21 protein-coding genes are annotated in these 24,155 nt (G+C 65.3%); 7 read left to right on the top strand and 14 right to left on the bottom strand.

Going from position 1 to position 24,155, the window contains the following annotated elements:
• Positions 1-5 precede the first annotated feature (5 nt).
• Both JQ591_RS13485 and JQ591_RS13480 read right to left on the bottom strand, forming a co-directional pair.
• Entirely contained in the window at positions 6-1,031 is a 1,026-nt protein-coding gene (locus JQ591_RS13485) for a YcjF family protein (RefSeq protein WP_211396504.1), read from the bottom strand.
• Positions 1,028-2,497 carry a YcjX family protein gene (locus JQ591_RS13480; RefSeq protein ID WP_211396503.1) on the bottom strand — a complete coding sequence of 490 codons (1,470 nt, stop codon included), beginning with the start codon at positions 2,495-2,497 and terminating at the stop codon, positions 1,028-1,030. Before JQ591_RS13480 ends, JQ591_RS13485 begins: the two co-directional genes overlap by 4 nt.
• A 178-nt stretch (positions 2,498-2,675) precedes the next feature.
• Here JQ591_RS13480 and trhA point away from each other — a divergent pair, with 178 nt between their 5' ends.
• Both trhA and JQ591_RS13470 read left to right on the top strand, forming a co-directional pair.
• Positions 2,676-3,371: a PAQR family membrane homeostasis protein TrhA gene (trhA, locus tag JQ591_RS13475; protein ID WP_211396502.1), complete on the top strand. Its 696-nt coding sequence runs from the start codon at positions 2,676-2,678 to the stop codon at positions 3,369-3,371.
• 50 nt (positions 3,372-3,421) lie between these two features.
• Positions 3,422-4,216 (top strand): SDR family oxidoreductase, encoded by a 795-nt coding sequence (locus JQ591_RS13470; RefSeq protein WP_211396501.1) that lies wholly within the window; start codon positions 3,422-3,424, stop codon positions 4,214-4,216.
• A 181-nt stretch (positions 4,217-4,397) separates the two neighbouring features.
• On the opposite strand, the gene JQ591_RS13465 is transcribed toward JQ591_RS13470, so the two are convergent.
• The gene (locus JQ591_RS13465) at positions 4,398-4,859 is read right to left on the bottom strand and encodes a MarR family winged helix-turn-helix transcriptional regulator (RefSeq protein ID WP_211396500.1); all 462 of its coding nucleotides are present in this window, start codon (positions 4,857-4,859) and stop codon (positions 4,398-4,400) included.
• Positions 4,860-4,935: 76 nt separating this feature from the next.
• Here JQ591_RS13465 and JQ591_RS13460 point away from each other — a divergent pair, with 76 nt between their 5' ends.
• A complete protein-coding gene (locus tag JQ591_RS13460) occupies positions 4,936-5,712 on the top strand; it encodes an SDR family NAD(P)-dependent oxidoreductase (protein ID WP_211396499.1) in 777 nt (258 codons plus the stop codon).
• A 172-nt stretch (positions 5,713-5,884) separates the two neighbouring features.
• Here the strand turns inward: JQ591_RS13460 and mdlC are convergent, their stop codons facing one another.
• The 4 genes from mdlC to JQ591_RS13440 form a co-directional block, all read right to left on the bottom strand.
• Positions 5,885-7,507 carry a benzoylformate decarboxylase gene (gene mdlC / locus JQ591_RS13455; RefSeq protein ID WP_211396498.1) on the bottom strand — a complete coding sequence of 541 codons (1,623 nt, stop codon included), beginning with the start codon at positions 7,505-7,507 and terminating at the stop codon, positions 5,885-5,887.
• Positions 7,508-7,623: 116 nt separating this feature from the next.
• Positions 7,624-8,475: an FAS1-like dehydratase domain-containing protein gene (locus JQ591_RS13450; protein ID WP_211396497.1), complete on the bottom strand. Its 852-nt coding sequence runs from the start codon at positions 8,473-8,475 to the stop codon at positions 7,624-7,626.
• Between the two features lie 18 nt (positions 8,476-8,493).
• Positions 8,494-9,597 (bottom strand): CaiB/BaiF CoA transferase family protein, encoded by a 1,104-nt coding sequence (locus JQ591_RS13445; protein WP_211396496.1) that lies wholly within the window; start codon positions 9,595-9,597, stop codon positions 8,494-8,496.
• 9 nt (positions 9,598-9,606) lie between these two features.
• Positions 9,607-10,776, bottom strand: a complete 1,170-nt coding sequence (locus tag JQ591_RS13440) for an acyl-CoA dehydrogenase family protein (protein WP_211396495.1) — start codon at positions 10,774-10,776, stop codon at positions 9,607-9,609.
• A gap of 125 nt (positions 10,777-10,901) precedes the next feature.
• Here JQ591_RS13440 and JQ591_RS13435 point away from each other — a divergent pair, with 125 nt between their 5' ends.
• Entirely contained in the window at positions 10,902-11,822 is a 921-nt protein-coding gene (locus JQ591_RS13435) for a LysR substrate-binding domain-containing protein (RefSeq protein WP_211396494.1), read from the top strand.
• 293 nt (positions 11,823-12,115) lie between these two features.
• On the opposite strand, the gene JQ591_RS13430 is transcribed toward JQ591_RS13435, so the two are convergent.
• Positions 12,116-13,390, bottom strand: a complete 1,275-nt coding sequence (locus JQ591_RS13430; RefSeq protein WP_211396493.1) for a cytochrome P450 — start codon at positions 13,388-13,390, stop codon at positions 12,116-12,118.
• A gap of 183 nt (positions 13,391-13,573) precedes the next feature.
• The gene (locus JQ591_RS13425) at positions 13,574-14,839 is read right to left on the bottom strand and encodes a cytochrome P450 (protein ID WP_211396492.1); all 1,266 of its coding nucleotides are present in this window, start codon (positions 14,837-14,839) and stop codon (positions 13,574-13,576) included.
• Between the two features lie 311 nt (positions 14,840-15,150).
• On the opposite strand from JQ591_RS13425, the gene JQ591_RS13420 reads away from it, so the two are divergent.
• Positions 15,151-16,296, top strand: coding sequence for a YjgN family protein (locus tag JQ591_RS13420; protein ID WP_211396890.1), 1,146 nt, complete (start codon positions 15,151-15,153; stop codon positions 16,294-16,296).
• Positions 16,297-16,299: 3 nt separating this feature from the next.
• Entirely contained in the window at positions 16,300-17,409 is a 1,110-nt protein-coding gene (locus JQ591_RS13415; RefSeq protein WP_211396491.1) for a M48 family metallopeptidase, read from the top strand.
• 229 nt (positions 17,410-17,638) lie between these two features.
• Here the strand turns inward: JQ591_RS13415 and upp are convergent, their stop codons facing one another.
• The 3 genes from upp to JQ591_RS13400 are packed head-to-tail and all read right to left on the bottom strand — an operon-like array spanning position 17,639 to position 20,826.
• Entirely contained in the window at positions 17,639-18,268 is a 630-nt protein-coding gene (upp, locus tag JQ591_RS13410; RefSeq protein ID WP_211396490.1) for a uracil phosphoribosyltransferase, read from the bottom strand.
• Between the two features lie 55 nt (positions 18,269-18,323).
• Entirely contained in the window at positions 18,324-19,562 is a 1,239-nt protein-coding gene (locus JQ591_RS13405) for a URC4/urg3 family protein (RefSeq protein ID WP_211396489.1), read from the bottom strand.
• A 7-nt stretch (positions 19,563-19,569) separates the two neighbouring features.
• Positions 19,570-20,826, bottom strand: coding sequence for a GTP cyclohydrolase II (locus tag JQ591_RS13400; RefSeq protein WP_211396488.1), 1,257 nt, complete (start codon positions 20,824-20,826; stop codon positions 19,570-19,572).
• 408 nt (positions 20,827-21,234) lie between these two features.
• On the opposite strand from JQ591_RS13400, the gene JQ591_RS13395 reads away from it, so the two are divergent.
• Entirely contained in the window at positions 21,235-22,362 is a 1,128-nt protein-coding gene (locus JQ591_RS13395) for a threonine synthase (RefSeq protein WP_211396487.1), read from the top strand.
• Positions 22,363-22,517: 155 nt separating this feature from the next.
• Here the strand turns inward: JQ591_RS13395 and JQ591_RS13390 are convergent, their stop codons facing one another.
• Both JQ591_RS13390 and JQ591_RS13385 read right to left on the bottom strand, forming a co-directional pair.
• Entirely contained in the window at positions 22,518-23,333 is an 816-nt protein-coding gene (locus JQ591_RS13390) for a DUF2927 domain-containing protein (RefSeq protein ID WP_211396486.1), read from the bottom strand.
• An 85-nt stretch (positions 23,334-23,418) separates the two neighbouring features.
• Complete coding sequence (locus JQ591_RS13385; protein WP_211396485.1) at positions 23,419-23,997, bottom strand: L,D-transpeptidase; 579 nt, start codon at positions 23,995-23,997, stop codon at positions 23,419-23,421.
• Positions 23,998-24,155: the final 158 nt, after the last annotated feature.

The raw sequence follows: 24,155 nt of genomic DNA, 5'->3' as shown, positions 1-24,155 counted from the left end.
GATCGCTACTCCTCGTCCTTCTTCCGCAGCAGATCCGTTGCGAGATCCGATAGTTTCGGCGGCGGCAGTGCCGCGAACGGCAGCGGCCGTGTGACGTCGATCGCGGCCAGGCCCAGCCGCGCCGTCAGCAATCCATTGAGCACGCCTTCGCCCAGTCGCTGCGAGAGCTTTGCTGCAATCCCATGCCCGAGCATCTGCTGCACCAGGCTGTCGCTCGCGGCCATGCCGCCGGTGATGGCGAGATGAGCGATGACGTGGCGGAGCAGGCGGATCATGCCGAGCGCGCCGGGACGACCGCCATAGAGCCGGGCAAGCTGGCGGATCAGGCGCAGCGACGCCACGAACACGAACAACACGTCGATCAGCGCGCGAGGCGAAACCGCTGTGACGATCGAGACCTTCTGCGCGGCTGACGACACCAGCCGCCGCGCCTCCGTGTCGAGCGGCGACATCAATTCACGCTCGGCGAGCCGGATCATGTCGGCGCCGTCGATGATCTCGCCGGCGTGGCTCTCGAGCGCGGCGCGGGCGCGCGCGAGCTGCGGATTTTGATGCGCGATCTTGAGCAGATCCTGCACGATGGCGCGGCTCTCCTTGCGGTCGTCGCTGGCGAGGACGGCGGCTGCGCGCTGATGCAGCTTCTCGATGGTCGCGAGGCGCGCCAGTCCATACACTTCACGCCCGATCACCACCGCGAGCGCCAGCGCGGTGAGAAGCGCGAAGGCGAGGCCGACGAAGCCGAGGCTTTCGCTGCGCGCAAACAGGTCCTCCACCAGATGGACGACGCCAAGTCCCGTGCCGAGCAGCGTCAGCCCGGCAACGCCGGACCAGAACAGCGCGCCCCAGGGAAAGCCGCGCCGGGCTGGAAGCGCGGAATCAATTGGAACCGGCAATGTCGCCGGATCGTGCTCCGGCGTGATGTGGATGGTGCCGCGACCGAGCCGTGCCGTCTCATCGGCCTCGGTGACGACGACGCCGGGATCATCGAGCCGGAACGTCGCCGGCCGCCGGGGCTGGGATCGCTCGTTCATGACAGCTTGTCTCCGATCAGGAACTGCAAGGCACGGTCGAGGCGGATGTGAGGCAGCACCGGCTCGTCGGCCCCCTCGCGTTCGAGCTTTGGCGGACGGAAGCGCAGGAAGCGAAAATCGCTCTTCTCGGCGGCCTCGGTCGAGAGCCCGCGGAACGCGTCGGTGCCGTTGAACAGCGGCTCGGGATCGAGCGGCAGGTCGCCCGGAAAGGTCGCCACCTCGGTGTTGCCGTCGAAGAACTCGCCGCCGGCGCTTTCGCCCGCGGCCGGCGTTCCCAAAATCGACGGCAATTTGTCCCGGCCATGCGCGACCTGCGCCTCGCGGGTGGCGCGGACGGCAGCGAGCGCGACGACGTCGATCTCCGCGCCGGTATTCTCCGCGCGCGCAACGGCGCGGGTGACCGCGCGGCGCAGCACGGCTTCGAGCCGGTCGTGGCTGGAATGATGCAGATGATCCGCCTTGGTCGCCGCGAACAGGATGCGGTCGATGCGCGGCCGGAACAGGCCGGAGAGGAACGTGCTGCGGCCGATACGAAAGCAGTCGAGAATGCCCGCGAGTGCGGCTTCGAGATCGTGCAGCGCTTCGGGGCCGGAGTTGAACGCGGCGAGCGCGTCGGCCAGCACGATCTGGCGATCGAGCCGGGCAAAATGATCGCGGAAGAACGGCCGCACCACGACGTCCTTGTAGGCCTCATAGCGGCGCACCATCATCGCCCATAGCGATCCCTCCGGCGCCTGGCCGCCGGTCGGAACGTCGAGCGGCGCAAAGGTCAGCGCCGGTGTGTCGGCGAGATTGCCCGGCATCAGGAAGCGGCCGGGTGGCAGCAGGCTCATCGCAAACCGCTCGTCGCGGCAGCCTTGCAAATAGCCCCTGAAGAGCTTTGCGGCCGTAAGTGTCGCCTGCTCGTCCTCGCGCGCCTCGGGCTTGAGCGTTGCGAGATGCGCGTGCCAGTCCGCGGCAAGATGGACGCGCGGTGCCTCGCGCGAGAGCGCGAGACTTTCAGCGGACCATTGCTCATAGCTCTTCTGGAGCAGCGGCAGATCGAGCAGCCACTCGCCGGGATAGTCGACGATGTCGAGCGTCAGCGTGCGGTCGGCGCCGTTCCGGCGCTGGTAGTCGATGATGAGCCTGAGCTCGCTGATGTCGACGGTCGAACTCGGCCAGCGCCGCTCCTCGATCAGCGCGCGCAAATGGCTCTCATAGGCAAAGCGCGGCACGGCGTCGTCCGGCTGCGGCGCCAGATGCGCCCGCGCGATCCGCCCGGATGAATAGGCCTCGAATACCGGAAACCGCCCGCCGCGCGTCAGGCCGTGGATCAGCGCGGTGATGAACACCGTCTTGCCGGCCCGGGACAGGCCGGTAACCCCCAATCGCACCGTCGGGTTGAAGAAATGCTCGCCATAGTCGATCAGCGCCCTCGCCGACAGCCGCGCCTCTTCGACCATATCCTGGAAACTAAATGCCATATGAACGTTGGGAATCCCGGGCGGGCGGAAATGTGAGACTGTTCACAGAAGTGGCAATTGCGTGAAGAAAATCAAGCTTCATACTTCCACCGCCTTTGTCGGCAAATCAGCCGTTTGAACGACGCGCTGGTCTCGAAACACCCATACAAGAGGGTATTGCCTCACCTTGCGGATTGCCATGACCGTCTTCCAACTGAAACAACTCGCATCCACCTCCGTCCACGCCGCGGCCGACGCGGTCGGCTGGCATTACGACCGCGCCGAGTTGATCGCCGACGGCGTCATCCACGCGATCGGCGTGCTCTGCGGCATCATCGCCGCGACCGTGCTGGTGGTGCTGACGGTGCTCTATGCCGACGCGACCGACATCGTCGGCGTCTCGATCTACGTCGCCGGCCTGCTCTCGATGCTGGTGTTGTCGGCGACCTATAATCTCTGGCCGGTCTCGCCGGCCAAATGGCTGCTGCGGCGCTTCGACCATTCGGCGATCTATCTCCTGATCGCGGCGACCTACACGCCGTTCATTCTGGAGGTGAAGGACAGCGGGTTCGCGCTGGTGCTGCTCGCCGGCGTCTGGTGCGTGGCGATATCAGGCATCGTGCTGAAACTTCTTTACCCCGGCCGGTTCGACCGCGTCGCGGTCGGCATCTACCTCGCCATGGGCTGGAGCGGCGTGATGCTCTACGATTCCGTGGTCAAGGCACTGCCTGAACTGGTGCTGGGCTTCATCCTTGCGGGTGGCCTGCTCTACAGCTTTGGCGTGATCTTCCACGCCTGGCGGCGGCTGCGCTTCCAGAATGCGATCTGGCACGGCTTTGTCTTGGCCGGCGCGGCGTGCCATTATACCGCGGTGCTCGACCTCGTGTTGAGCTGAGCAAGCTCCGCGAAGCGGAATAAGCGGAACGGTATAAGAGGAGACGTCGCATGCAGGTGACCGGCAAGGTCGTGGTCGTCACGGGCGGCGCCAACGGCATCGGCAAGGCGCTGTGCGAGGCGTTTCACAAGGCTGGTGCGGCCAAGGTCGTCGTCGCCGACATGGACGCCGCCAACGCAAGGACAGTCGCTGCCACGGTGGATGGCGCGGCGTTCAAATGCGACGTCGCGCAGGAAAAGGACGTCGCCCACGTCATCGAGGAGACCGAGCGGCAGTTCGGCCCGATCGAATTGTTCTGCTCCAATGCCGGCATCGGCGGCGGTTTCGATCCGATGTCGGTCAATGCCGGCGGTGCGTCCGACGAGCCGTGGCAGCGAAGCTGGGCTATTCACGTCATGGCGCATGTCTATGCGGCGCGGCACCTGATTCCGCGCATGAAGGCGCGCGGTGGCGGCTATTTCCTCAACACGATCTCGGCCGCGGGCCTGCTGTCGCAAGTCGGCAGTCCGGCTTACTCCACCACCAAGCATGCCGCAGTCGGCTTTGCCGAAAACCTCGCGATCTCGCACAAGGCCCACAACATCCGTGTCTCGGTGCTGTGTCCGCAGGGTGTCGACACCAACATGCTGCGCGCGATCCCCAAGGGCCCGCAATCCGGCGACGGTGACCTCTCGCCCGAGCAGGTCGCCAAAGACGTGCTCGCCGGCCTCGAGCAGGAGACGTTCTTGATCCTGCCGCACCCGCAGGTGCTCGGCTACATGCGCAAGAAGACCGAGAATTACGACCGCTGGATCGGCGGCATGGCCAAGATCCAGGCCAGGATGCGCGACGAGTTCGGGACGTGATTTGACGGCATGCTGGTGGCAAGCTCGCGCCAAACAATCGGTGTCGTCCCGGCGAAGGCCGGGACCCATAACCACAGGGCAAAATTTGGCGAAGGTTGGTAGTTATTCGATACTAACACCCGCGCCTTATCGATAAATAACGCGGTATGGGTCCCGGCCTTCGCCGGGACGACACCAGTGGCTACGCCGCCGTCTGCGCCTCGTCCTCGTCGCGGCTCTGACGCAATGCCTGCGCATAGAGCATCATTCCTTCGCGCACCGTGCGCTGCTCGGCCTCCGTCAGCGCGGCAAGGGCGCCGCTCACCTGCTGGCGACCAAAGGCGTGCAGCGCCTCCAGCGTGCGGCGGCCCTTCGCCGTCAGCGACAACAGCTTGCTGCGTGCATCGGCTTCATCCGGCGTTTCCCGCAGCTCGCCGCAGTCGATCAGCTTGCGCACCAGGCGGCTGACGCTCGATTTCTCCAGCCGCAGGAAATCGCCGAGCTCGCCCGAATTCATCGGCCCGCGGATACCGATCTCCAGGATCGTGTGCACGGCCGACGGCGGATAGTCCGATGCCGCCACCGTCGCATCCATGAAGCCGAGCTCCCGCACCATCAGGCGCGAGGCCGCGCGAATGTCGTCGATCAGCGAAAGCCCGGTCATGCTTGACTCCACGCATATAGTTGTATCATACAACTATATGCGCGCAACGACGCGCGCAAGCGTTTTGGAGTGAGCCATGACCGGATCTTTGCCGACGGGCGAGCGGATGAGGGGCAAGGTCTGCCTCGTCACCGGCGGAGGCAGCGGCATCGGCCGTGCCACGGCGCTGCGGATGGCATCCGAAGGCGCGGAGGCGATCGTCGTGGCGGGCCGACGCGAAGCCGAGATCGAGGCGGCCGCCGCTGCGTGCCGCGAGCTTGGCGCGGACGCCATCGCGATCAAGGCCGACATCACGCGAGAGGACGACGTCGTGCGCCTCGTTGGCACGGCGGTCGAGCGCTGCGGCCGGCTCGACGTCGCCTTCAACAATGCCGGCTTCCAGGAGCGGCGCGCGCCGCTGGAGGAGCAGGGCACGGATGTCTACGACAGCGTGTTCGACACCAATGTCCGCGCGCTGTTCCTGTGCCTGCGCCATCAATTGCCGGTCATGCTCGCGAAAGGCCGCGGCAGCATCGTCGTCAACGCCTCCGTCAGCGGCGTGCGCAATCCCAATCCCGGCCTCTCGCTCTACTCTGCATCCAAAGCTGCGGCGATCTCGCTGACGCGTTCTGCTGCGATGGAGAACGCCCCACGCGGTATCCGCATCAACGCCATCGCGCCCGGCCGCGTCGTCACCGACATGATGCTGCGCGCCGGGGTCGGCGATGTCGCAACTGTCGCCGCCGGCCTGCCGCTGCGGCGGATGGGGAGCCCGGAGGAGGTGGCCGAGGCGGTGGTGTGGCTATCGTCCGACGCGTCGTCGTATGTCGTCGGGCATGTGCTGGCGGCGGATGGAGGATTTTTGGCTTCGTAGATTTGGTTGCCTGTCGCGGCAAATTCAGTGTCGTCCTGGCGAAAGCCAGGACCCATCACCCCAGGGGGCAGTCGTGGCACGGGGTCGGGGTTACCAATCTTCGCCAAACCGTCTGTCGTGGTAATGGGTCCTGGCCTTCGCCAGGACGACGTTGTGGATGCGCTATACGCTCCTAATGCTTCTGCCCGTACAGCACCGGCACCGCCGAATCCACGATCACCTCGACGAGGCTCGTCCCTTCGAATGCCATCCCGCGCTTGAGCGCCTCGCCCAACTCTGCGGCCTTCGTCACCCGCACCGCATGGCAACCCATGCCCTCGGCGAGCCGGACGAAATCGATCCCCGGCAGCTCCAACCCCGGCACGTTCCTTACCTGCATCACCTGGCTGAACGAGCGCATCGCGCCGTAGCCGGAATTGTTGATGACGACGATGGTGAGCGGCAGCTTGCGCTGCGCGGCGGTCCACAGCGCCTGGATCGAATACATCGCCGAGCCGTCGCCGATCAGGCACACTGTCCGTTGCTTTGGCTTGCCGAGCGCCATCCCCACGGCGGCGGGCAGGGAGTAGCCGAGGCCGCCGCTTGCCATGGTGTAAAAACTGTCCTGGCCGCGCATCGGCATGAACTTCTGCATCGCCGGCCGGTGCGAGGGGATTTCCTCGACCAGCGACGCGCCATCCGGCATCGCATGCGACAGCGAATGCAGCAGGAATTCGACCGGAAGCGGATCGGCGGCTTGCGGGGCCGGCGGCAGCGTTCGCCCCTTCGGTGCGGCCCGTTTGCTCTCCGGCAAGAGGTCGAGCAGCATTGCGAGCGCCGGCTTCATCGTCGCGATGATGCTGGTTCCGACCGGCGTCACTGCTGCGGTATCCGGGTCATCCGTGATCTGGAAGATCGTCGCGCCGCCATCGAAGATCGCGGCGTGGCCTTCGACGTGGAAGGTGAACACTGGCGCGCCGATCACCACGACGAGATCGTGCTCGCGCAGCGCGTCCGACAATTGCGCCGGCGAGGCATGCAGGAAGCCTGCGAACTGGGGATGGCGTTCCGGGAACGAGCAGCGGGCCGAAAACGGGCTGACCCAGACGCTGGCCCTGGCTTTCTCGGCCACGCGCATCATCAGGTCGACCGCACCGGCGCGATCGACGCCGGGGCCGACGACGAGGGCGGGGTGCCTGGCTGAACCGAGCGCTGCGACCAGCGCCTTCATCGCGTCAGCCTCGGGCCCGATCTCGCGGCTGACCTTGCGCGCTTCGACGGGAGCTGCCGCATGCGCCCAGTCGTCGACCGGGATCGACACGAAGGTCGGCCCGCATGGCGGCTGCATCGCGGTGTAATAGGCGCGCGCGATCGCGGCCGGCACGTCCTCGGGCCGCGCCGGCTCCACGCTGTACTTCACATAAGGCCGCGGGAATTCGGACGCACGCTCCGCATACAGGAACGCCTGCAAGGGCAGGATCGAGCGCGCCTGCTGGCCCGCGGTGATCACCAGCGGGGTCTGGTTGCGATGCGCGGTATAGATGTTGCCGAGCGCGTTGCCGACGCCGGCCGCCGAATGCAGATTGACGAAGCCGGCATTGCGCGTCGCCTGCGCATAACCATCGGCCATGCCGACCGCGGAGGCTTCCTGAAGCGCCAGCACGTAGTCGATGTCGTCGGGCCAGTCGCTCAGGAACGGCAGCTCGGTCGAGCCGGGATTGCCGAACACCCGATCGACGCCCAGGGAGCGCAGCAGGTCGAGCGTCGCCTGCTTCACGGTGACGGATTTGCTGCCGCTCTTGCCGTTCTTCGCCATGGTTTCCGTTCCCGAATGCTTATTGTCGTGGCGTCATTCCGGGGCGATGCGAAGCATCGAACCCGGAATCTCGAGATTCCGGGTTCATCGCTTTGCGATGCCCCGGAATGACAAACCTACCACACCGCGGTCCCCTTCATCGTCGGCTGCCCCTCCGCGTTCGCGGTCCACAGCTCCATGCTCTCGCCGCTGTCGTTGGCGTTGATGGAAAACTCCGTGCCTTCGAACAGCGGCCGCAGGCCGCGATAGGTGAATTTCTTCGGCGGTTTTCCGCCGCGCAGCTTCGCCGCCATCTCGACGATGAACGTCGCCTGCAACGGCCCGTGGAAGATCAGGCCCGGATAGCCCTCGATCTCGGTGACGTAGCTGCGGTCGTAATGGATGCGGTGGCCATTGAAGGTCAGCGCGGAATACCGAAATAGCAGCACGGGATCCGACACATGCGTCTCGCGATGCTGCGCCTTCGGCGGCGGAGGCGGGGCCTTGGCGGTCGCAGGCGTGTTGGTCGTCATCTCGCGATAGACGATGTCCTGGCGCTCGCGGATGGCGACGCCGCGCGGCGAGGAGATGCTGTGCTCGACGGAGACGAAGCACAGCGTGCCGGTCGAGCCGGTCTTCACCTGCACATCGGCGATGCGCGAGGTCCGCGTCGATTCATCGCCGACGCGCAAGGGCTGCAGGAACTCGATCTCGCCGCCGGCCCACATCCGGCGCGGCAGCGGCACCGGCGGCAGGAAGCCGCCGCGGGTGGGGTGGCCGTCGGGGCCGAGCATCGACATCGGAAACACCGGCTGCGCCAGGCACCAGTGCACCGTGAACGGCGCCGCATCGCCGGTCTTGGGCGCGCCGACCTCCTGGAACAGCGTCGCGCGCAAACCCTTCACGAGCTGCGCGGTGACGGTGTCGGTCGCCTCTTCGCTACGGCCGATCCATTGCCGCAAATGATCGATGTCGAGCTTTTCGGTCATGACGCCTCGCTCTTGGTATTACGATTTCTTGGCCGGTCGTTCGCCGATGCCGGGCACGGCACCATAGCTGCGCGTTTCGCCGACAATGATCGGCGCCGGCGCGGGATAGCTGACACGTCCCTGCGGCGTGTCGACCTCGATGCGGCGCAGATGCGGATGGTTGGTGAGGTCCGCCATGGTGTTGACCTCGGCAAAGGCGATATCGGCGTCGGACAGCCGCTTGAGCAGCTCATCGCGCGTCATCTTGCCGAAGGCATCCGCGACCGTCTTGTCGGTGAAGTCGCGGTTGCGCACGCGCTCGACCATGTTGGCGACGCGGGGGTCGGCGGGCAGATCCGGCTGGTCCAGCACTCTTGCGCAAAGCGTCTTCCACTCGCGCTCGCTCTGGATCGAGATCAAAATGTCCTTGCCGTCGCTGGACGTGAACACGCCATAGGGCGCGATCGAGGGATGGCGGAGCCCCATGCGCTTGGGCGGATTGCCGGCTTCCGAGTTGAGCAGCGGCACGGTGCACCAGTCCGCCATCACGTCGAACATGGAGATGCGGATGTCGGCGCCCTTGCCGGTGCGCCCGCGCCCGATCAGCGCCTCCAGGATCGCCGCATGCGCCGTGGCGCCGGTCGCGACATCGACGATCGACATGCCGACGCGCGAGGCGCCGTCGGGATTGCCGGTGATCGAGGCAAGGCCGCTCTCGGCCTGGATCAGCAGATCGTAGGCCTTGCGGTGCGCATAGGGGCCCTCGTCGCCATAGCCGGTGATCGTGCACGAGATCAGCCTGGGATAGTCCTTCAATAGCCGCTCGCGCGAAAAGCCGAGCTTGTCCATCGAGCCCGGCTTAAGGTTCTGGATCAGCACGTCGGCGCTGGCAATCAGCTTCTCAAGCTCGGCGCAGCCTTCCTTGGTGGCGAGATCGACCACCGCCGATTGCTTGCCACGGTTCAGCCACACAAAGTAGCTGCTCTGGCCCTTGGCTGCCGCGTCGTAGCCGCGGGCGAAATCGCCCTCGGGCCGCTCGATCTTGATCACCTCCGCGCCGGCATCCGCCAGGCGCGACGAGCAGAATGGCGCCGCCACCGCCTGCTCGACCGCAATCACCCTGATCCCGTCCAGTGCTCCCATGGCGCGGCCTCAGTACGAGCGGGGCATGCCGAGGACGTGCTCGGCGATGAAGGACAGCACGAGGTTGGTCGAGATCGGCGCGACCTGATAGAGCCGCGTCTCGCGGAATTTGCGTTCGACGTCGTATTCCTCGGCGAAGCCGAAGCCGCCATGGGTCTGAACGCAGGCATTGGCCGCTTCCCACGACGCATCGGCCGCGAGCATCTTGGCCATGTTGGCTTCAGCGCCGCAGTCGAGCCCGGCCTCGTATTTGCGCGTGGCTTCCTTCACCATCAATTCGGCCGCGCGCATCGCCGCGTAGGCCTTGGCGATCGGGAACTGGATGCCCTGGTTCTGGCCGATCGGCCGGCCGAAAACGCTGCGCTCCTTGGCGTAGTTGGTGGCCTTGGCGATGAACCATTTGGCGTCGCCGACGCATTCGGCCGCGATCAAGATGCGTTCGGCATTCATGCCGGAGAGAATGTAGCGAAAACCCTTGCCCTCTTCGCCGATCAGATTTTCCGCCGGCACCTTCATGTCGGTAAAGAACACTTCGGTGGTGGCGTGGTTCATCATGGTGCGGATCGGGCGGATCTCGAGGCCGTTGTTCTTGGCCTCACGCATGTCGACGATGAAAACGGAGAGGCCGTCGGTGCGCTTCTTGACCTGATCCTTCGGCGTGGTGCGCGCCAGCAGGAGCATCAGGTCGGAATGCTCGGCGCGGCTGGTCCAGATTTTCTGGCCGTTGACGATGTAGCCGGCGTTGCCGTCCTTGCGCGCGAAAGTCTTCAGCGAGGTGGTGTCGGTGCCGCTGGTCGGCTCGGTGACGCCGAAGGCCTGCAGCCGCAATTCGCCGCTCGCGACCTTCGGCAGATATTTTGCCTTCTGCTCGTCATTGCCGTGCCGCAGCACGGTGCCCATCGTGTACATCTGGGCGTGGCAGCCGCCGCCGTTGCAGCCTGCGCGCTGGATCTCTTCGAGGATCGCGGCAGCCGCCGAGAGCTTGAGCCCCGCGCCGCCATATTCCTCGGGGATCAGCACCGAGAGATAACCGGCCTCAGTCAGCGCATCGACGAAGGCCTTCGGGTAGGCCATCTCACGGTCGAGCTTGCGCCAGTATTCGCCGGGAAACTGCGCGCAGAGCTTTGCGACGGCTTCGCGGATGTCGGCGTGATCTTCGGTGTGGTGTTCTTCACTCATGGCGTTTCCCGTTGGGTGCGGCAGTTAAGATAACGCCGGCCGATCCTCTGGCGTTGTGAAAACAATGCCAGCCCCCTATGCTCATTTGCTATAGCGTATGGAGTAGCCTTCCAGGATTGGCAAGCATGGATTTCCGTCAACTCAGGACCTTCAGTTGCGTGGCGGAGCTCGGCAGCCTCTCCAAGGCGTCCGACACGTTGCGTGTGGCGCAGCCGGCGCTCAGCCGGCAGATCAAGCTGCTGGAACACGAGCTGCGCGCCGAATTGTTCACCCGCAATGGCCGCGGCATGGTGCTCACGGATGCCGGCCGTCTCCTGCTCGCGCGCACCTCGGGCATCGTGCGGCAGATCGACCAGATCCGCGACGACATCCAGTCGTCCAAGGGGCCGCCATCCGGTCAGGTCGTGCTCGGCCTGGTTCCGACCGTGAGCTGCGTGCTCTCGGCGCGCTTCGCGCGGCGCTGCGTCGAAAAGTTTCCCGGCATTTCGCTGCGCATCGTCGAGAGTTACAGCGGCCATCTCGTCGAATGGCTGCATCGTGGCGAGATGGATCTCGCCATCCTCTACGGCCGCTCCGCCGACCTGCATCTCAACGTCGAGAGCCTCGGCCGCGACAACATCGTCGCGGTCGGCCCGCGCGGCTGCGGTCTTGCGCGCAAGAAGAGCGTCGACATCGGCTGGCTGCTGCGGCAGCGGCTGGTGCTGCCCAGTCATTCCCACGGCCTCCGTGCGCTGATCGAGCACGCGGCGGCGCAGCGTAAGATCAAGCTCAACGTCCAGCTCGAGGCGGATTCGTTCCGCGTGCTGACGAGCCTCGTCGAGGAGGGGTTAGGCTTCGCGCTCTTGCCGCCGTCCTCGGTCCACGGCGAGGTCGCGGACGGGCGGCTGGAAACCGCCGTCGTCTCGAAGCCGATGACGCGCGAGCTCATTTTCGCCTCTCCGATCGAGCGTCCAGCCTCGACGGCCTCGCTCGCCGTCACCGCACTTTTGCGCGAGGAGGTCGCCGCCTGCCGCAAGGACGGCGTGTGGGACATCAAGTTGGCTTGAGCGCCGGTGCTTTCTTCGCCTCTCCCCGCTTGCGCGGAGAGGGAGCGCGCCGAGCGCGTGGTGAATGCTTAGGACACAAGCTCGCGGCCGGCCCATCGCATGTCGCGCGAGCTGTCATGCCGGAATTTTATAGCTGAGCTGCGCCATTCAATCCTCATCCTGAGGAGCGCGTCTTCGCGCGTCTCGAAGGATGCAGGCCCGGCTGGTGGCCTCGCCCTTCGAGACGCGCGCGAAGAGCGCGCTCCTCAGGGTGAGGGGATGGAGCTGAACGTGCCGCGATCTCCGTGCCGCCGCTACCCCGGAATCCTCACCGGCAGCGACTCGTACCCCTTGATGAAGCTCGAATAGATCCGCTTCGGTTCGCCCACCACCTCGATGCGGTCGAAGCGCTTGAGCATCTCTTCCCAGACGATCTTGAGCTGGAGCTCGGCGAGGCGCATGCCGACGCAGCGGTGGATGCCGAAGCCGAAGGAGAGGTGGGTGCGCGGCCGCTGCCGGTCGATGATGAACTCGTTCGGCCTCTCGAACATTTCTTCGTCGCGGTTGCCGGAGACGTACCACATCACGACGCGGTCGCCCTTCTTGATGTGCTTGCCGCCGATCTCGGTGTCGGCAAGCGCGGTGCGCCGCATATGCGCCAGCGGGGTCTGCCAGCGGATCACCTCGGGCACCATGGAATCGATCAGCTCGGGATTGGCGCGGAGCCTGGCAAACTGCTCGGGGTTCTCGCTCAGCGCCAGCACCGAGCCGGTCATGGTGTTGCGCGTGGTGTCGTTGCCGCCGACGATGAGCAGGATGATGTTGCCCATGAGATTGTCGGGGTCCATGAAGCGCGTCGCGTCGTTGTGCGCCATCAGCGACAACAGGTCGTTGCGCGGCGCGGAATTGACGCGCTCGTTCCAGAGCTTGGACATGTACGCATAGCATTCGTCCATCTCGCGGCGGCGCTCTTCGGCCGACGCAACGATGCCGCTCTTGGGCAGCGCGGTCGCGACATCGGACCAGCGCGTCAGCTTGCGCCGTTCCTCCCAGGGGAAGTCGAACAGGGTGGCCAGCATCTGCGTCGTCAGCTCGATCGAGACGCGCTCGACGAAATTGAAGGTCTCGTTGCGCGGCAGATTGTCGAGCACGGTCTGCGAGCGCTGGCGGATCAGTTTTGCCAGTTCGTCCAGATGCGTCGGCGTGAACATCGGCGACACCGTCTTGCGCTGCGACGAATGACGCGGCTGGTCCATGGCGATGAAGCTCGGCCAGTCATAACCTTCCGGCACGTCGCGGATCCCGATGCCGCCGAGCGTTGAATCGGAGGAGAACAGGCCGTGATTGGTGTCGACGTGCATGATGTCGTCGTACTTCACCACCGACCAATACGGCTCGATCGGCGCGTTGGTGCAGTAATGCACCGGCTCTTCCTTGCGCAGCCGTTCGAACCATGGCCACAAGGTGTCGTCCTGGAACAGCCTGGGCGCGCCCGGGTGGAACTGCGCCAGCGGTGTCGCATAGGCCTCCTCGCGGGCCCTGCGCATGCGTTCGGCCTTGTCGGTTTTGACCGGAGTCTGAATGTTCATGGCGGTAGCTCCAGTGTTTGTCTTTCTCGGCCTCTCCCCGCGTGCCGGGAGAGGCCGGAATTCGAGCGAAGCTTGAATTCCGGGTGAGGGGGGACTCTCCGCGATTCGGCTGTCACCGTTCCCGTGGAGACTCCCCCACACCCCAACCCTCTCCCCGCAAGCGCGGCGAGGGGGCTCCTTACATCACGCCGCAATCTTCACCGGCAGCGTTTCAAGACCCTTCACGAAACTCGAATAGACCCGCTTGGGTTCGCCGACCACGTCGATATGATCGAATCGCTTGAGGATCTCTTCCCAGATAATCTTGAGCTGGAGTTCGGCAAGCCGCAAGCCGACGCAGCGGTGGATGCCGAAGCCGAACGAGAGATGCGTGCGCGGGCGGGCGCGGTCAATGATGAATTCGTAGGGCTTTTCGATCGCGTCGGCGTCGCGGTTGCCCGAGACGTACCACATCACGACCTTGTCACCTTTCTTGATCTGCTTGCCGCGGAACTCGAAGTCCGCAAGTGCGGTGCGGCGCATATGTGCCAGCGGCGTCTGCCAGCGGATCACTTCGGGCACGAAGCTGTCGAGCAGCGCGGGGTTTTCGCGCAGCTTGCGATATTGCTCCGGATGCTGGCTCAGCGCGTCGAGCGAGCCGGACATGGTGTTGCGGGTGGTGTCGTTGCCGCCGACGATCAAAAGGACGAGATTGCCGAGGAAGTTTTTCGCGTCCATGTCGCGCGTCGCGGCGCCATGCGCCATCATCGACAGGAGGTCGCTCTTCGGCGGCTGCTCGATGCGCTCCTTCCACAGCCGCGCGAAATAGCCCGCGCATTCGTTCAGCTCGGCCTGACGCTCGTCTTCGGTGGCGACGAGGCCGTCGGGGCCGGGAATGGTGGTCGCGATATCAGACCAGCGCGTCAGCTTGCGGCGGTCCTCCCAGGGGAAGTCGAACAGCACGGCGAGCATCTGCGTGGTGAGCTCGATCGAGACACGGTCGACCCAGTCGAACACCTCGCCGCGCGGCAGATTGTCCAGGCACTCGGCCGAGCGCTTGCGGATGTTGAGGGCGAGATTGTCCAGATGCGTCGGTGTGAACATCGGCGCCACGGTCTTGCGCTGCGCTGCGTGGCGCGGCGGGTCCATCGAGATGAAGCTCTCGCGGCGCAGATCCGGATCGATGTCGCGGATGGTGATGCCGCCGAGCGAGGAGGCCGAGGAGAATACCGAATGATTGGTCTCGATCTCCATGATGTCGTTGTAGCGCGTCACCGACCAATACGGTCCGAACATCGAGTCCTTGCAATAGTGCACGGGATCTTCGCGGCGCAGGCGATCGAAATAGGGCCAGAACGTATCGGTCCTGAACAGCTCAGGGTCGCCCGGATCGAACTGCTCCAGCGGCAGTGATGTTGCGCGTGCGCGTAACGCGTCGAGCTTCGCCGCGCTTTCGATGGTCCCATGCATGACCGCTCTCCCTGACATGAACCGCGCGTTCTCGTTGAATTCTGCGCTGCGGTATTTGATTTGCAATTACAGCCGGTTGTCTGCGCCGGAGCAAGGGAGAGTTTTGCCACATCCAACCTTCGCGAGAGCGTCGGGCGGCCGTCACACCGCCGCGTGAACGTGATCTTGCGCACCCCGTTTGGCGAGGAATCGTGCAAGAAATCGACTGGAATCGAGCCAAATCGAACCCGCCCATCTTGGGGATCGACTAATCTCTGATCTATAGTTTGATCGAACCAGGTCCGCACCCCGAGGTTGCCGCCGTGAACGACATGCAATGGGCCCCCATCGGCTCCGAACCCTTACCCCCGCCGCTGCCGCCCACGCGGGTCGATTTCACCGGCAACCGCACCGAGTTTCGCAAATTGGTCACCAAGGGTGCCCTGCTGGAGCTCGTCACCTTCGGCTTCTACCGGTTCTGGCTCGTCACCGACATCCGCCGTCATCTGTGGGCGAACACCGCGATCGAGGGCGACGCCGCCGAATATACCGGCCGGGCCAAGGAGCTCCTGGTCGGCTTCCTGTTCGCGCTCGCGATCCTGGTGCCGATCTATCTCGCCTATTTCCTGGTCGGCATCGAGTTCGAGCGCTGGCAGGGCTTTGCCTCGACGCCGCTGTTCATCAGCTTCTACGCCTTCGGCCAGTTTGCGATCTATCGCGCGCGGCGCTATCGCCTGACGCGCACGGTCTGGCGCGGCGTGCGGTTCTGGATGGACGGCTCGGGCTGGGCCTATTCGTTCCGCGCCATGCTGTGGGGCTTGCTGGTGTTTCTGACGCTTGGGCTCGCATTGCCGTGGCGCGAGGCGTCGCTCGAACGCTACAAGATGCGGCACACGCATTTCGGTGATCTGCGCGGCGACTTCGAAGGCGACGGCTGGACGTTCTTCAAGCGCGGCTGGTGGCTGTGGCTGCTCAGCCCGATCGCGCTGGTCATCTTTCCGCTCGCGCCGTTCTTCTATGCCCAGTTCAAGGCGCGCGAGTGGCGCTGGTGGCTCGACGGTATCCGCATCGGCGGCGTGAGCGTGTCCTCGGATTTGCCGACCAATGCGTTCTACGGGCTGTACTGGAAGGTGATCGGCTGGTGGATGCTGCTCTCGGCCATCTTCGGCGCCTATATAGGAGGGGGCACCTTGCTCCTGGTCAAGCTGACCGGCCTTCCCGCCGAGCAGGCGTTCGGGCCTGACAATGCCGCCAAGAGCATTCCGATGCTGGTGATGATGGTCATCGGCTATTTCGCGGTCGCTCTTGCGGTGAACATCATCATGCGGGTCTATCTCCAGCGCGATCTCTGGGCCAAGGTGCTGCAGACCGTCGAGGTGCACAACATCGGGGCCGCGGCGGACGTGCGCGGCAGCGGCGAACTCGCCAGCGCACTGGGCGAAGGCTTTGCCGACGGACTCGATGTCGCGGGATTCTGAGCTGTGAGTGACGTATTCGCCGAAGCCCCGGCGCAGTCCGCAAAGCCGACGATCTTCTTCGACGGCGTGTCGAGCCGCAGGCGGCAGGTGGCGCTGACGCTCGGCGACGCGCTCGAGATCCTCGAAGAGGGTGGGGCGCCCGTTCGCTGGGCCTATGCCGACATCCGCCGCGCCGACAGCCCGGCCGGCATTTTGCGGCTCGCCTGCGTTTCCGCGCCGCCGCTGGCGCGGCTGGAAATCCGCGATGCTCTGCTCGCGTCAGAGGTGACCGCCCGCTGCGCACGGCTCGACGACCACCAGACTTCGCGCCGCGGCGTCGCAAAAATCGTCGGCTGGTCGATGGCTGCCGCCGTCTCCATCGTCTGCGTCGTGCTGTTCGGCGTGCCGCTCGCTGCCGACCGCCTCGCGCCGCTGGTGCCGAAGCCAATCGAACGGCGCATCGGCGATGCGTCAGAGGTTCAGGTGAAGACCATCTTCGGCCGCAATGTGTGCGAGGATGCGGCGGGCAAGGCCGCGTTCATCAAACTCGTCAATCGGCTACGCGATGCCGCCGGCCTCGACGACGATTCCATGACCGCGGGCGTGCTGCCGACCCCGGTGCCGAACGCGTTCGCGCTGCCGGGCGGCAAGGTCTTCGTGCTGAAGGGCCTGCTCGACAAGGCCGAAAGCCCGGACGAGATCGCCGGCATCCTCGCCCACGAACTCGGCCATCTCAAGCATCACGACAACATGCGCGGCCTGATCTACAACGGCGGCACCTCGTTCCTGATCGGCCTGCTGTTCGGCGACGTCACCGGCTCGAGTGCCGTGATCTTCGCCTCGCGCAGCGTGGTTGAAGCGTCCTATTCGCGCGAGGCCGAGACCGCTGCGGATACGTTTGCCATCGAGATCATGCACAAGCTCGGCCGCTCGCCCAAACCCGCGGCCGAACTGATGTTTCGCATCACCGGCAAGGAGGGTGGCGGCCTCACGTCGATCCTGGCAAGCCACCCGCTCACCGAGGATCGCCTCGCGCGCATGACGAAAGAAGATCGCCCCGCCGGCGGCCCGGCGCTGCTGGCGGATAAGGAGTGGCAGGCGCTGAAGGATATCTGCGGCAGCGGGAAGATTTGATCGCCATGCAGCTCAGGCCCGGCAATCTCGTCAAGCACAGGAGCGGCGGCCCGATCATGGTCGTCGACCGCGAGGTGTCTCATTCGTCCAATGAGTCGCTCGTGAGTTGCTCCTGGGTTGAAGCTGGTCAACGGCACTCTGCCTCCTTCAAGGAGGACTCGCTCCAAGCGGTCAACGGCGACGGCTCGCCTCGGGACTACGACGCGGAGACGTAACCCCTCTGCGTCTCTTACCGCGTCCCGTAAGCGCGGTCGCCAGCATCGCCGAGGCCCGGCAAAATAAAACCGTTCTCGTCGAGACCTTCGTCGACCGCGGCGGTCCAGATCGGGACGTCCGGATGCAGTCCGCGCAGCCGTTCGAGTCCCTCCGGCGCGGCGATCAGGCAGGCCAGCCGGATATCCTTGGCGCCGCGCTCCTTCAGCCGGTCGATTGCGGCCACAGTCGTGTTGGCGGTCGCGACCACCGGCGTCACCACGATGGCGAGCCGCTCGCTGAGATCGGATGGCGATTTGAAGAAATATTCGACCGCCGCAAAACTGTGCGGTTCACGATAGAGCCCGATATGCGCGACGCGCGCGGTCGGCACCAGATCCATCATGCCGTCGACGAAGGTCGTGCCGGCGCGCAGCATCGGTACGAATACCAGCTTCTTGCCGGCGATCTTGGCCGAGTGCATTCGCGCCAGCGGCGTGTCCACCACGACATCGGCGAGCGGCAGGTCGCGCGTCACCTCGTAGCACAAGAGCATGCCGATCTCCTTGATCAGCTCTCTAAACGATTTGGTCGAGATCGATTTGTCCCGCACCAGAGTCAGCTTGTGCTGCACCAGCGGATGATCGACGATCGTGACGCCTTGCATGACGGGATGCTCCTGAAATTGATCGATGCGCAATGCGACGCGTCTGGATCACGCGCTAGAAAACGGTCCCGTCGCTGATCACCTTGAGCGGCGGTGCGCCGTCGGGGCGGCGCGCGAAGGCGATGGCGCGGCCCGCGGCCCAGGTGCCGCCTTCCAGAATGCTGGCGAGCGGCAATGTATCGGGCGTGCGGCCGAGTTTTGCGCGGACCAGTTCGGCAAACCGGTCCAGCAGCGCCACGGTCAGCGCGCGCCACTCGACGACGAGCAGGGAGTCCACCGCATGCGCACGTTCGGCGTCAGCGGCGTCGCGCAGGCGCAGCACCTCGTGATCGACGAACAAGCCGCCATTGCGATATTCTGCAAGCCCGGTCAGGCCGTCGATGTCGGTGACGTCAAGTCCGGCGCGCTGGAGCGGCTCGATCAGCGAGTAGCTCAGCCATTGCGACAGCTTGTGCAGGGGTACGAGACCCGCGGTCGCATCGTCGGCCTTGATCGCCGGATGGCGCCAGCAATCGCCGAGCGGAATCCCGGCAAGCTCAAGCCGCGACGGCCAGATCGGTCCGAGCTGGTTCAGCACTGCGGACAGGATCGCGGGCGCGGGAACCGCGCCGCCATTCGCCTGCGCCGCGATGTGATCGAACAGCCCGCCCGGCCGCGGCGTGTCGTGCGAGCCGAACACGTCCGCCCGCTCCGCCACCAGCTTGCCCAGACGCCGCAGCAGATCGGTCCGCCCCTCGAGCCCGAGCAGCGGATTGGCATCGCTCACCTGAAAGGCTGATGTAAGCGCGGCAAGCGGCAGTTGCGCGAGCACGTCCGCATCGGCCCTGAACGGCGCGCGCGTATCGCCGGAGAAGAGACCGCTCGCGAACATGTCGAGACTTGCGATCGCAAGTCCCTCCGATCGGCCGATGCTTTGTCCCGTCACGGCGTCGCGGTATCGCCACGCCGCGCCGGCGCCGGCATCGAGCAGCACGCTGACGATGGCAAGGTCGAACTCCGCGCGCGCCCGCGCCGCGCGATCGGGCCATGACGCCGTGTCCGCAAGCCGCGCCCAGCGGTCGACGCCGCCAAGCACAAAATGCCGCCAGCGCGCGTGGAAGGGAATCTCCAGCGTCGGATAGGCCTTGCGCGTCACCGCGAGAACGGCGTCCGCAACGCCGTCCATGCGATCGAGGTCGATCGTGAAGTGGCTCAAGCCGCCGTTCAGGCCGATCTGGAGCATCTCGCCAGCACGCGCGCGAACCGCTCCTGCGCTGAGCAGCGAACGGGCCTGCAATTCCAAAGCGTCTGCCATCAATTGATCAGTATTTTTCCAGCGAACGCCCGACCACGCCGTTGACGTCCTTCTCGGGCGCGATGTCGTCCGAATAATAGCCTGCGGCCTTCTTCGCGGCGATCTCGACATGGGCGTCGGCCGGGATCAGCTCCAGCGGGATCGGCACGCGCTCGACGATATCGATGCCCTGCGAGGTCAGCGCGTCGTGCTTCATGTCGCTCATCGAGAGGAAGCGGTCGATGCGCTTCAGGCCCAGCCAGTGGATGGTGTCGGGCATCAATTGCTGGAAGCGCGCGTCCTGGACGCCGGCGACGCATTCGGTGCGCTCGAAATAGGCCGCGGCCGCGTCGCCGTCCTCCTGGCGCTTGCGCGCATTGTAGACCAGGAATTTCGTGACCTCGCCGAGCGCACGGCCTTCCTTGCGGTTGTAGATCACGAGCCCGAGCCCGCCCTCCTGCGCGCCGCGCGCGGATTCCTCGATGCCGTGGATGAGGTAGGGCCGGCAGGTGCAGATATCGGAGCCGAACACGTCGGAGCCGTTGCACTCGTCATGCACACGGCAGGTGATCTTGGTGCGATGGTCCGGCAGTTTTGTCACATCGCCGAACATGTACACCGTGGTGCCGCCGATCGGCGGCAGGAACACCTTCATGTCCGGCCGGGTCACCAACTCGGGGAACATACCGGCGGTCTGCTCGAACAGCGTGCGCCGCAGCTCGGTCTCGTTGGTCGCAAAGCGTTCCGCAAGGCCGGGCAGATACCAGACCGGATCGATCGCGATCTTCACCACCGACACGCTGCCATTGGCGTGCACGACGTCGCCGTCGGCGCGCAGGCGCTTGGCGGCAAGCGCCTCGCGGATCTCCGGCAGGTCCAGCCGCGCCCGCGTCACCGCGATGCTCGGGCGGATATCGACGCCCTCGGCGATGTCCTTGCCGAAATTCTCGGCGACGAGATGGCCCCAGGGATCGAGCGCGACGATCTTGGCGGGATCGCTCCATTGCGGAAACGGCCCGATGGTCGCTGCCGGAAAGGTGTTGGTGAGATCGGGACGCCGGATCGGATCGAGCGCGCCGGCGGACACTGCGAGCGCGCGGTACATCGCATAGGAGCCGCCATGGCTGCCGATCACGTTGCGGTCCTGCGCGCGCGACACCGTGCCGATGATCGGCCCGCGGGCGCGTGCGTCGGCGGCGCCCCAGTGGATCGGGAAGGCGGCCTTCCGGCCCGGCTCCGGATGGGAGGTGAGGCGGATGTGGTCGGTACGGTTCGCGCGGCTCATGACCAAACTCCTAAAAAGCCAACGGCCCGCCGCTCGGACGGGCCTGGCTCGTCGCGCTGCCGATGCGGAACACCGGCGGCGCGAGCTCAATCCAACATATTGTAGCGGGCAGTCGCGACAGACAAGTTAATCGTGCTGCGCGAGGCGGGGCGGTTCGCGGCCAAATTCCCGTCATCGGCGGGCCGGCCGGACCTGCGTGAGCACCGCAACCTCGCGCTGGCCGGCCTCGCCGTTCTGCCCGCGCGATCTGTCTAAGGGGCTGAAGTAGTTATGGTTTTCATTTTTTCAAGGGGCGCTGCATGGTTGGCGCGCCTGGCGTCGAGTTTCCGGACAAAACGTGTCATCAAACCCAACGTGCAGATCGCCTTTGCCTTACCGCCTTCCTTATCGCCTTTCTTGGAGACCGCCATGCCCGCCGCCAGCTACATCGATCCCCGCAACGGACAGCTCTATCCGCTGGACCAGCCGCGCTGGTGCTCGGACGAGCGCACGCCGCTGCTGGTGACGCCGGGGGCGGGGATGTCGCGGGAGGAGATCGAGCCGCGCACGCGATCGCTCTGGCGCTACCGGGCGGCGCTGCCGGTCGAGATCAAGACTCCGATCACGCTCGGCGAAGGCTGCACGCCGCTGGTGCAGCAGGCCTGGGGCGAGCTGCGCCCGTTCTTCAAGCTTGAATGGTTCAACCCGACCGGCAGCTTCAAGGACCGGGGCTCCTCCGTGATGCTGTCCTTCCTTCGACAGATTGGCGTCGACGCCATACTGGAGGACTCGTCCGGCAATGGCGGCTCGTCGATGGCGGGGTTAGGTGCCGCCGGCGGCATGCGCGTGAAGATTCTCGCGCCTGCATCGACGTCACCGGCCAAGATCGCGCAGGTCCGCGCCTATGGCGCGGCCGTGCAGCTCGTCGAGGGCCCGCGCGAGGAATCGGAGGCCGAGGCGATCCGCCAGTCGCAACAAACCTTTTACGCCAGCCACAACTGGCAGCCGTTCTTTCTCGAAGGCACCAAGTCGCTCGCCTATGAGATCTGGGAAGATTTCGGCTTTCGCGCCCCCGACAACGTCATTGTCCCCGTCGGCGCCGGCAGCTCTCTGCTCGGTTGCGCCTTCGGCTTCCGCGAGTTGCGCAAGGCAGGCCAGATCGCAAAGCTGCCGCGGCTGTTCGCGGCGCAGCCCCAAAACTGCTCGCCGATCGATGCGAGTTTTCAGGCGGGCGTCGACACGCCTGTAGCCCGCGAGGTGAACAAGACCATCGCCGAAGGCACCGCGATCAAGCATCCGCTGCGCCTGCGCGAGATCATCGGCGCGTTGCGCGAGAGCGGCGGCGGCACCGTCGCGCTCACCGAGGATGAGATCGTCACCGCGCTGCGGCGTCTTGCGCGGCAGGGCCTGTTCGCCGAGCCGACCAGCGCAAGTGCTGCCGCGGCGCTGGAAAAACTATCCGCCACCGGTGCCATCAAGGCGAACGAGACCACGGTCGCGGTCCTCACCGGCACCGGCCTCAAGGCCGCGACCACGGTTGCCGATCTCGTGAAATAGTAGGATGTGGCGATGAACGGGTAGGATGGGTAGAGCGAAGCGAAACCCATCACCTTCATTGCCGTCGAAGCAGTTTGATGGGTTTCGCTTCGCTCTACCCATCCTACGGATGTGATCCGTCGGCGTTTCCAGGCCGGCCCCGGAGTGTAAAGACCCTAATCCTTCAAATCATTCACGCGCTTCACCCACATCCTCACATCCGCGAGCACGTCGGGCAGCACCGCCTTGACCTCCTGCACGGTCATGCCCGGCTTGATGCGGGGATCGTAAAGCAGGTTGAGGATGTATTGGTCGTAGACGTCGAAATAGCCCATCGAGACGTTGTCGTTGAACATGGTCCAGGGCACGCTGCTGGTGTCGTTGATCGGGCCGAGCGATTGCAGCAGCTCCTCATAGGCGCAGTCGAGGAAGGTGAAATCGCCGTTGTCGACGGTGAGGATGACGTCGGAATGCTCGATCTCGAAATTGTCGTTCTTGCGGAAGCCGGACAGGCATTGCGGATCGAGCGAGGTGCGGATCTCGCGGGCCTTCTCCGCACCGTAGAAGCTCGAGATGGTGCGGAAGAGATCGCGGTCGCGCACGAGCTTCACCCGCACATTCGCCGCCTCGCTGGTGTCGATCATGGCGATGTCGAGATGCTGGACGCGGTTGCCGATGTCGGCCACGACCTTCGCGAGCTGCGCCTTGCGGTCGGCGCGGTCGCTCTCGGCGAACACGCGCACCGGCCCGTCGAACTTGCGGATGCGGTCGACACGACCGGCAAGGTGGTATTCGGCGCCGAACGCCGTCTTCAGAAAGCCATCGACGATCTCGCCGTCGGTAAAACTCTTCTTCTCGGCGCGCTGGCGCGAGGCGACCGCGGGCAATTCGCCCGCGACGGCGATGGTAGCGGTGTCAGGGGCGAACGCTAAGGTGGCGAGCGCCAGCAGGGCGATACGAATGCCGGACGAAGGCGGGGCCAATGCGCTCATTGCCAGGCGACGCTGCCGTATTCGCGTCGCGCGCACAAGACCGCATATTCACGCGCCCTGCGGGTTCCCGCAGTTCGCCCGCCGGCTAGTTGTTCAGCACGACCACGGTGGTGCCGACCGAGACGCGGCCGTAGAGGTCGCTGACGTCCTCGTTGGTCATGCGGAAGCAGCCCGAGGAAACCGCTTGGCCGATCGTCTCCGGCTCGTTGGAGCCGTGGATGCGGTAGAGCGTCGAGCCCAGATACATCGCGCGCGCGCCAAGCGGATTTTCGACGCCACCCTTCATGTGACGCGGCAGGTCCGGCCGGCGGGCCAGCATCTGCGACGGCGGCGTCCAGTCCGGCCATTCCTTCTTGGCGGTGATCCTGTGCACGCCGCCCCAGCGGAAGCCGTCGCGGCCGACGCCGATGCCGTAGCGCAGTGCCTGGCCGTTCTGAAGCACCAGATAGAGCCGGCGCTCTGAGGTGTTCACCACGATCGTGCCGGGGGCGTAATTGCCGTTATACATGACGGTGGTGCGGGGGACCGGGCTCGAGCCGCCGCGGAAGAAATTCGGGCCGCCGCCCATGATGTCGCGCGAGTCGAACTCTTCGGCGAAGGCGCCGCCGGCGGCAGCCGACAGCAGTGCGATGGCGGCAATCGGCGCGGCAAAAAACCGGATCATTGTTCCCCCAGCAAAAAATCGATTCAACCAGGGTCACAGGCCACATTTGCGGACTTTCCGCAAGCCACGGCCCCGTGAGGGAGGCATCCTTAATGAAGGAAGTTACCAAATCGCAACCACGCCAATTTGGCGAAAAGCATTAGCCAAACCGGCGCATC

The sequence above is a fragment of the Bradyrhizobium canariense genome, from assembly GCF_018130465.1.
Taxonomy (GTDB): Bacteria; Pseudomonadota; Alphaproteobacteria; order Rhizobiales; family Xanthobacteraceae; genus Bradyrhizobium; species Bradyrhizobium canariense_C.
Note: the sequence above shows the minus strand (reverse complement) of the source record. Positions and strands in the feature narration are given on the sequence as shown.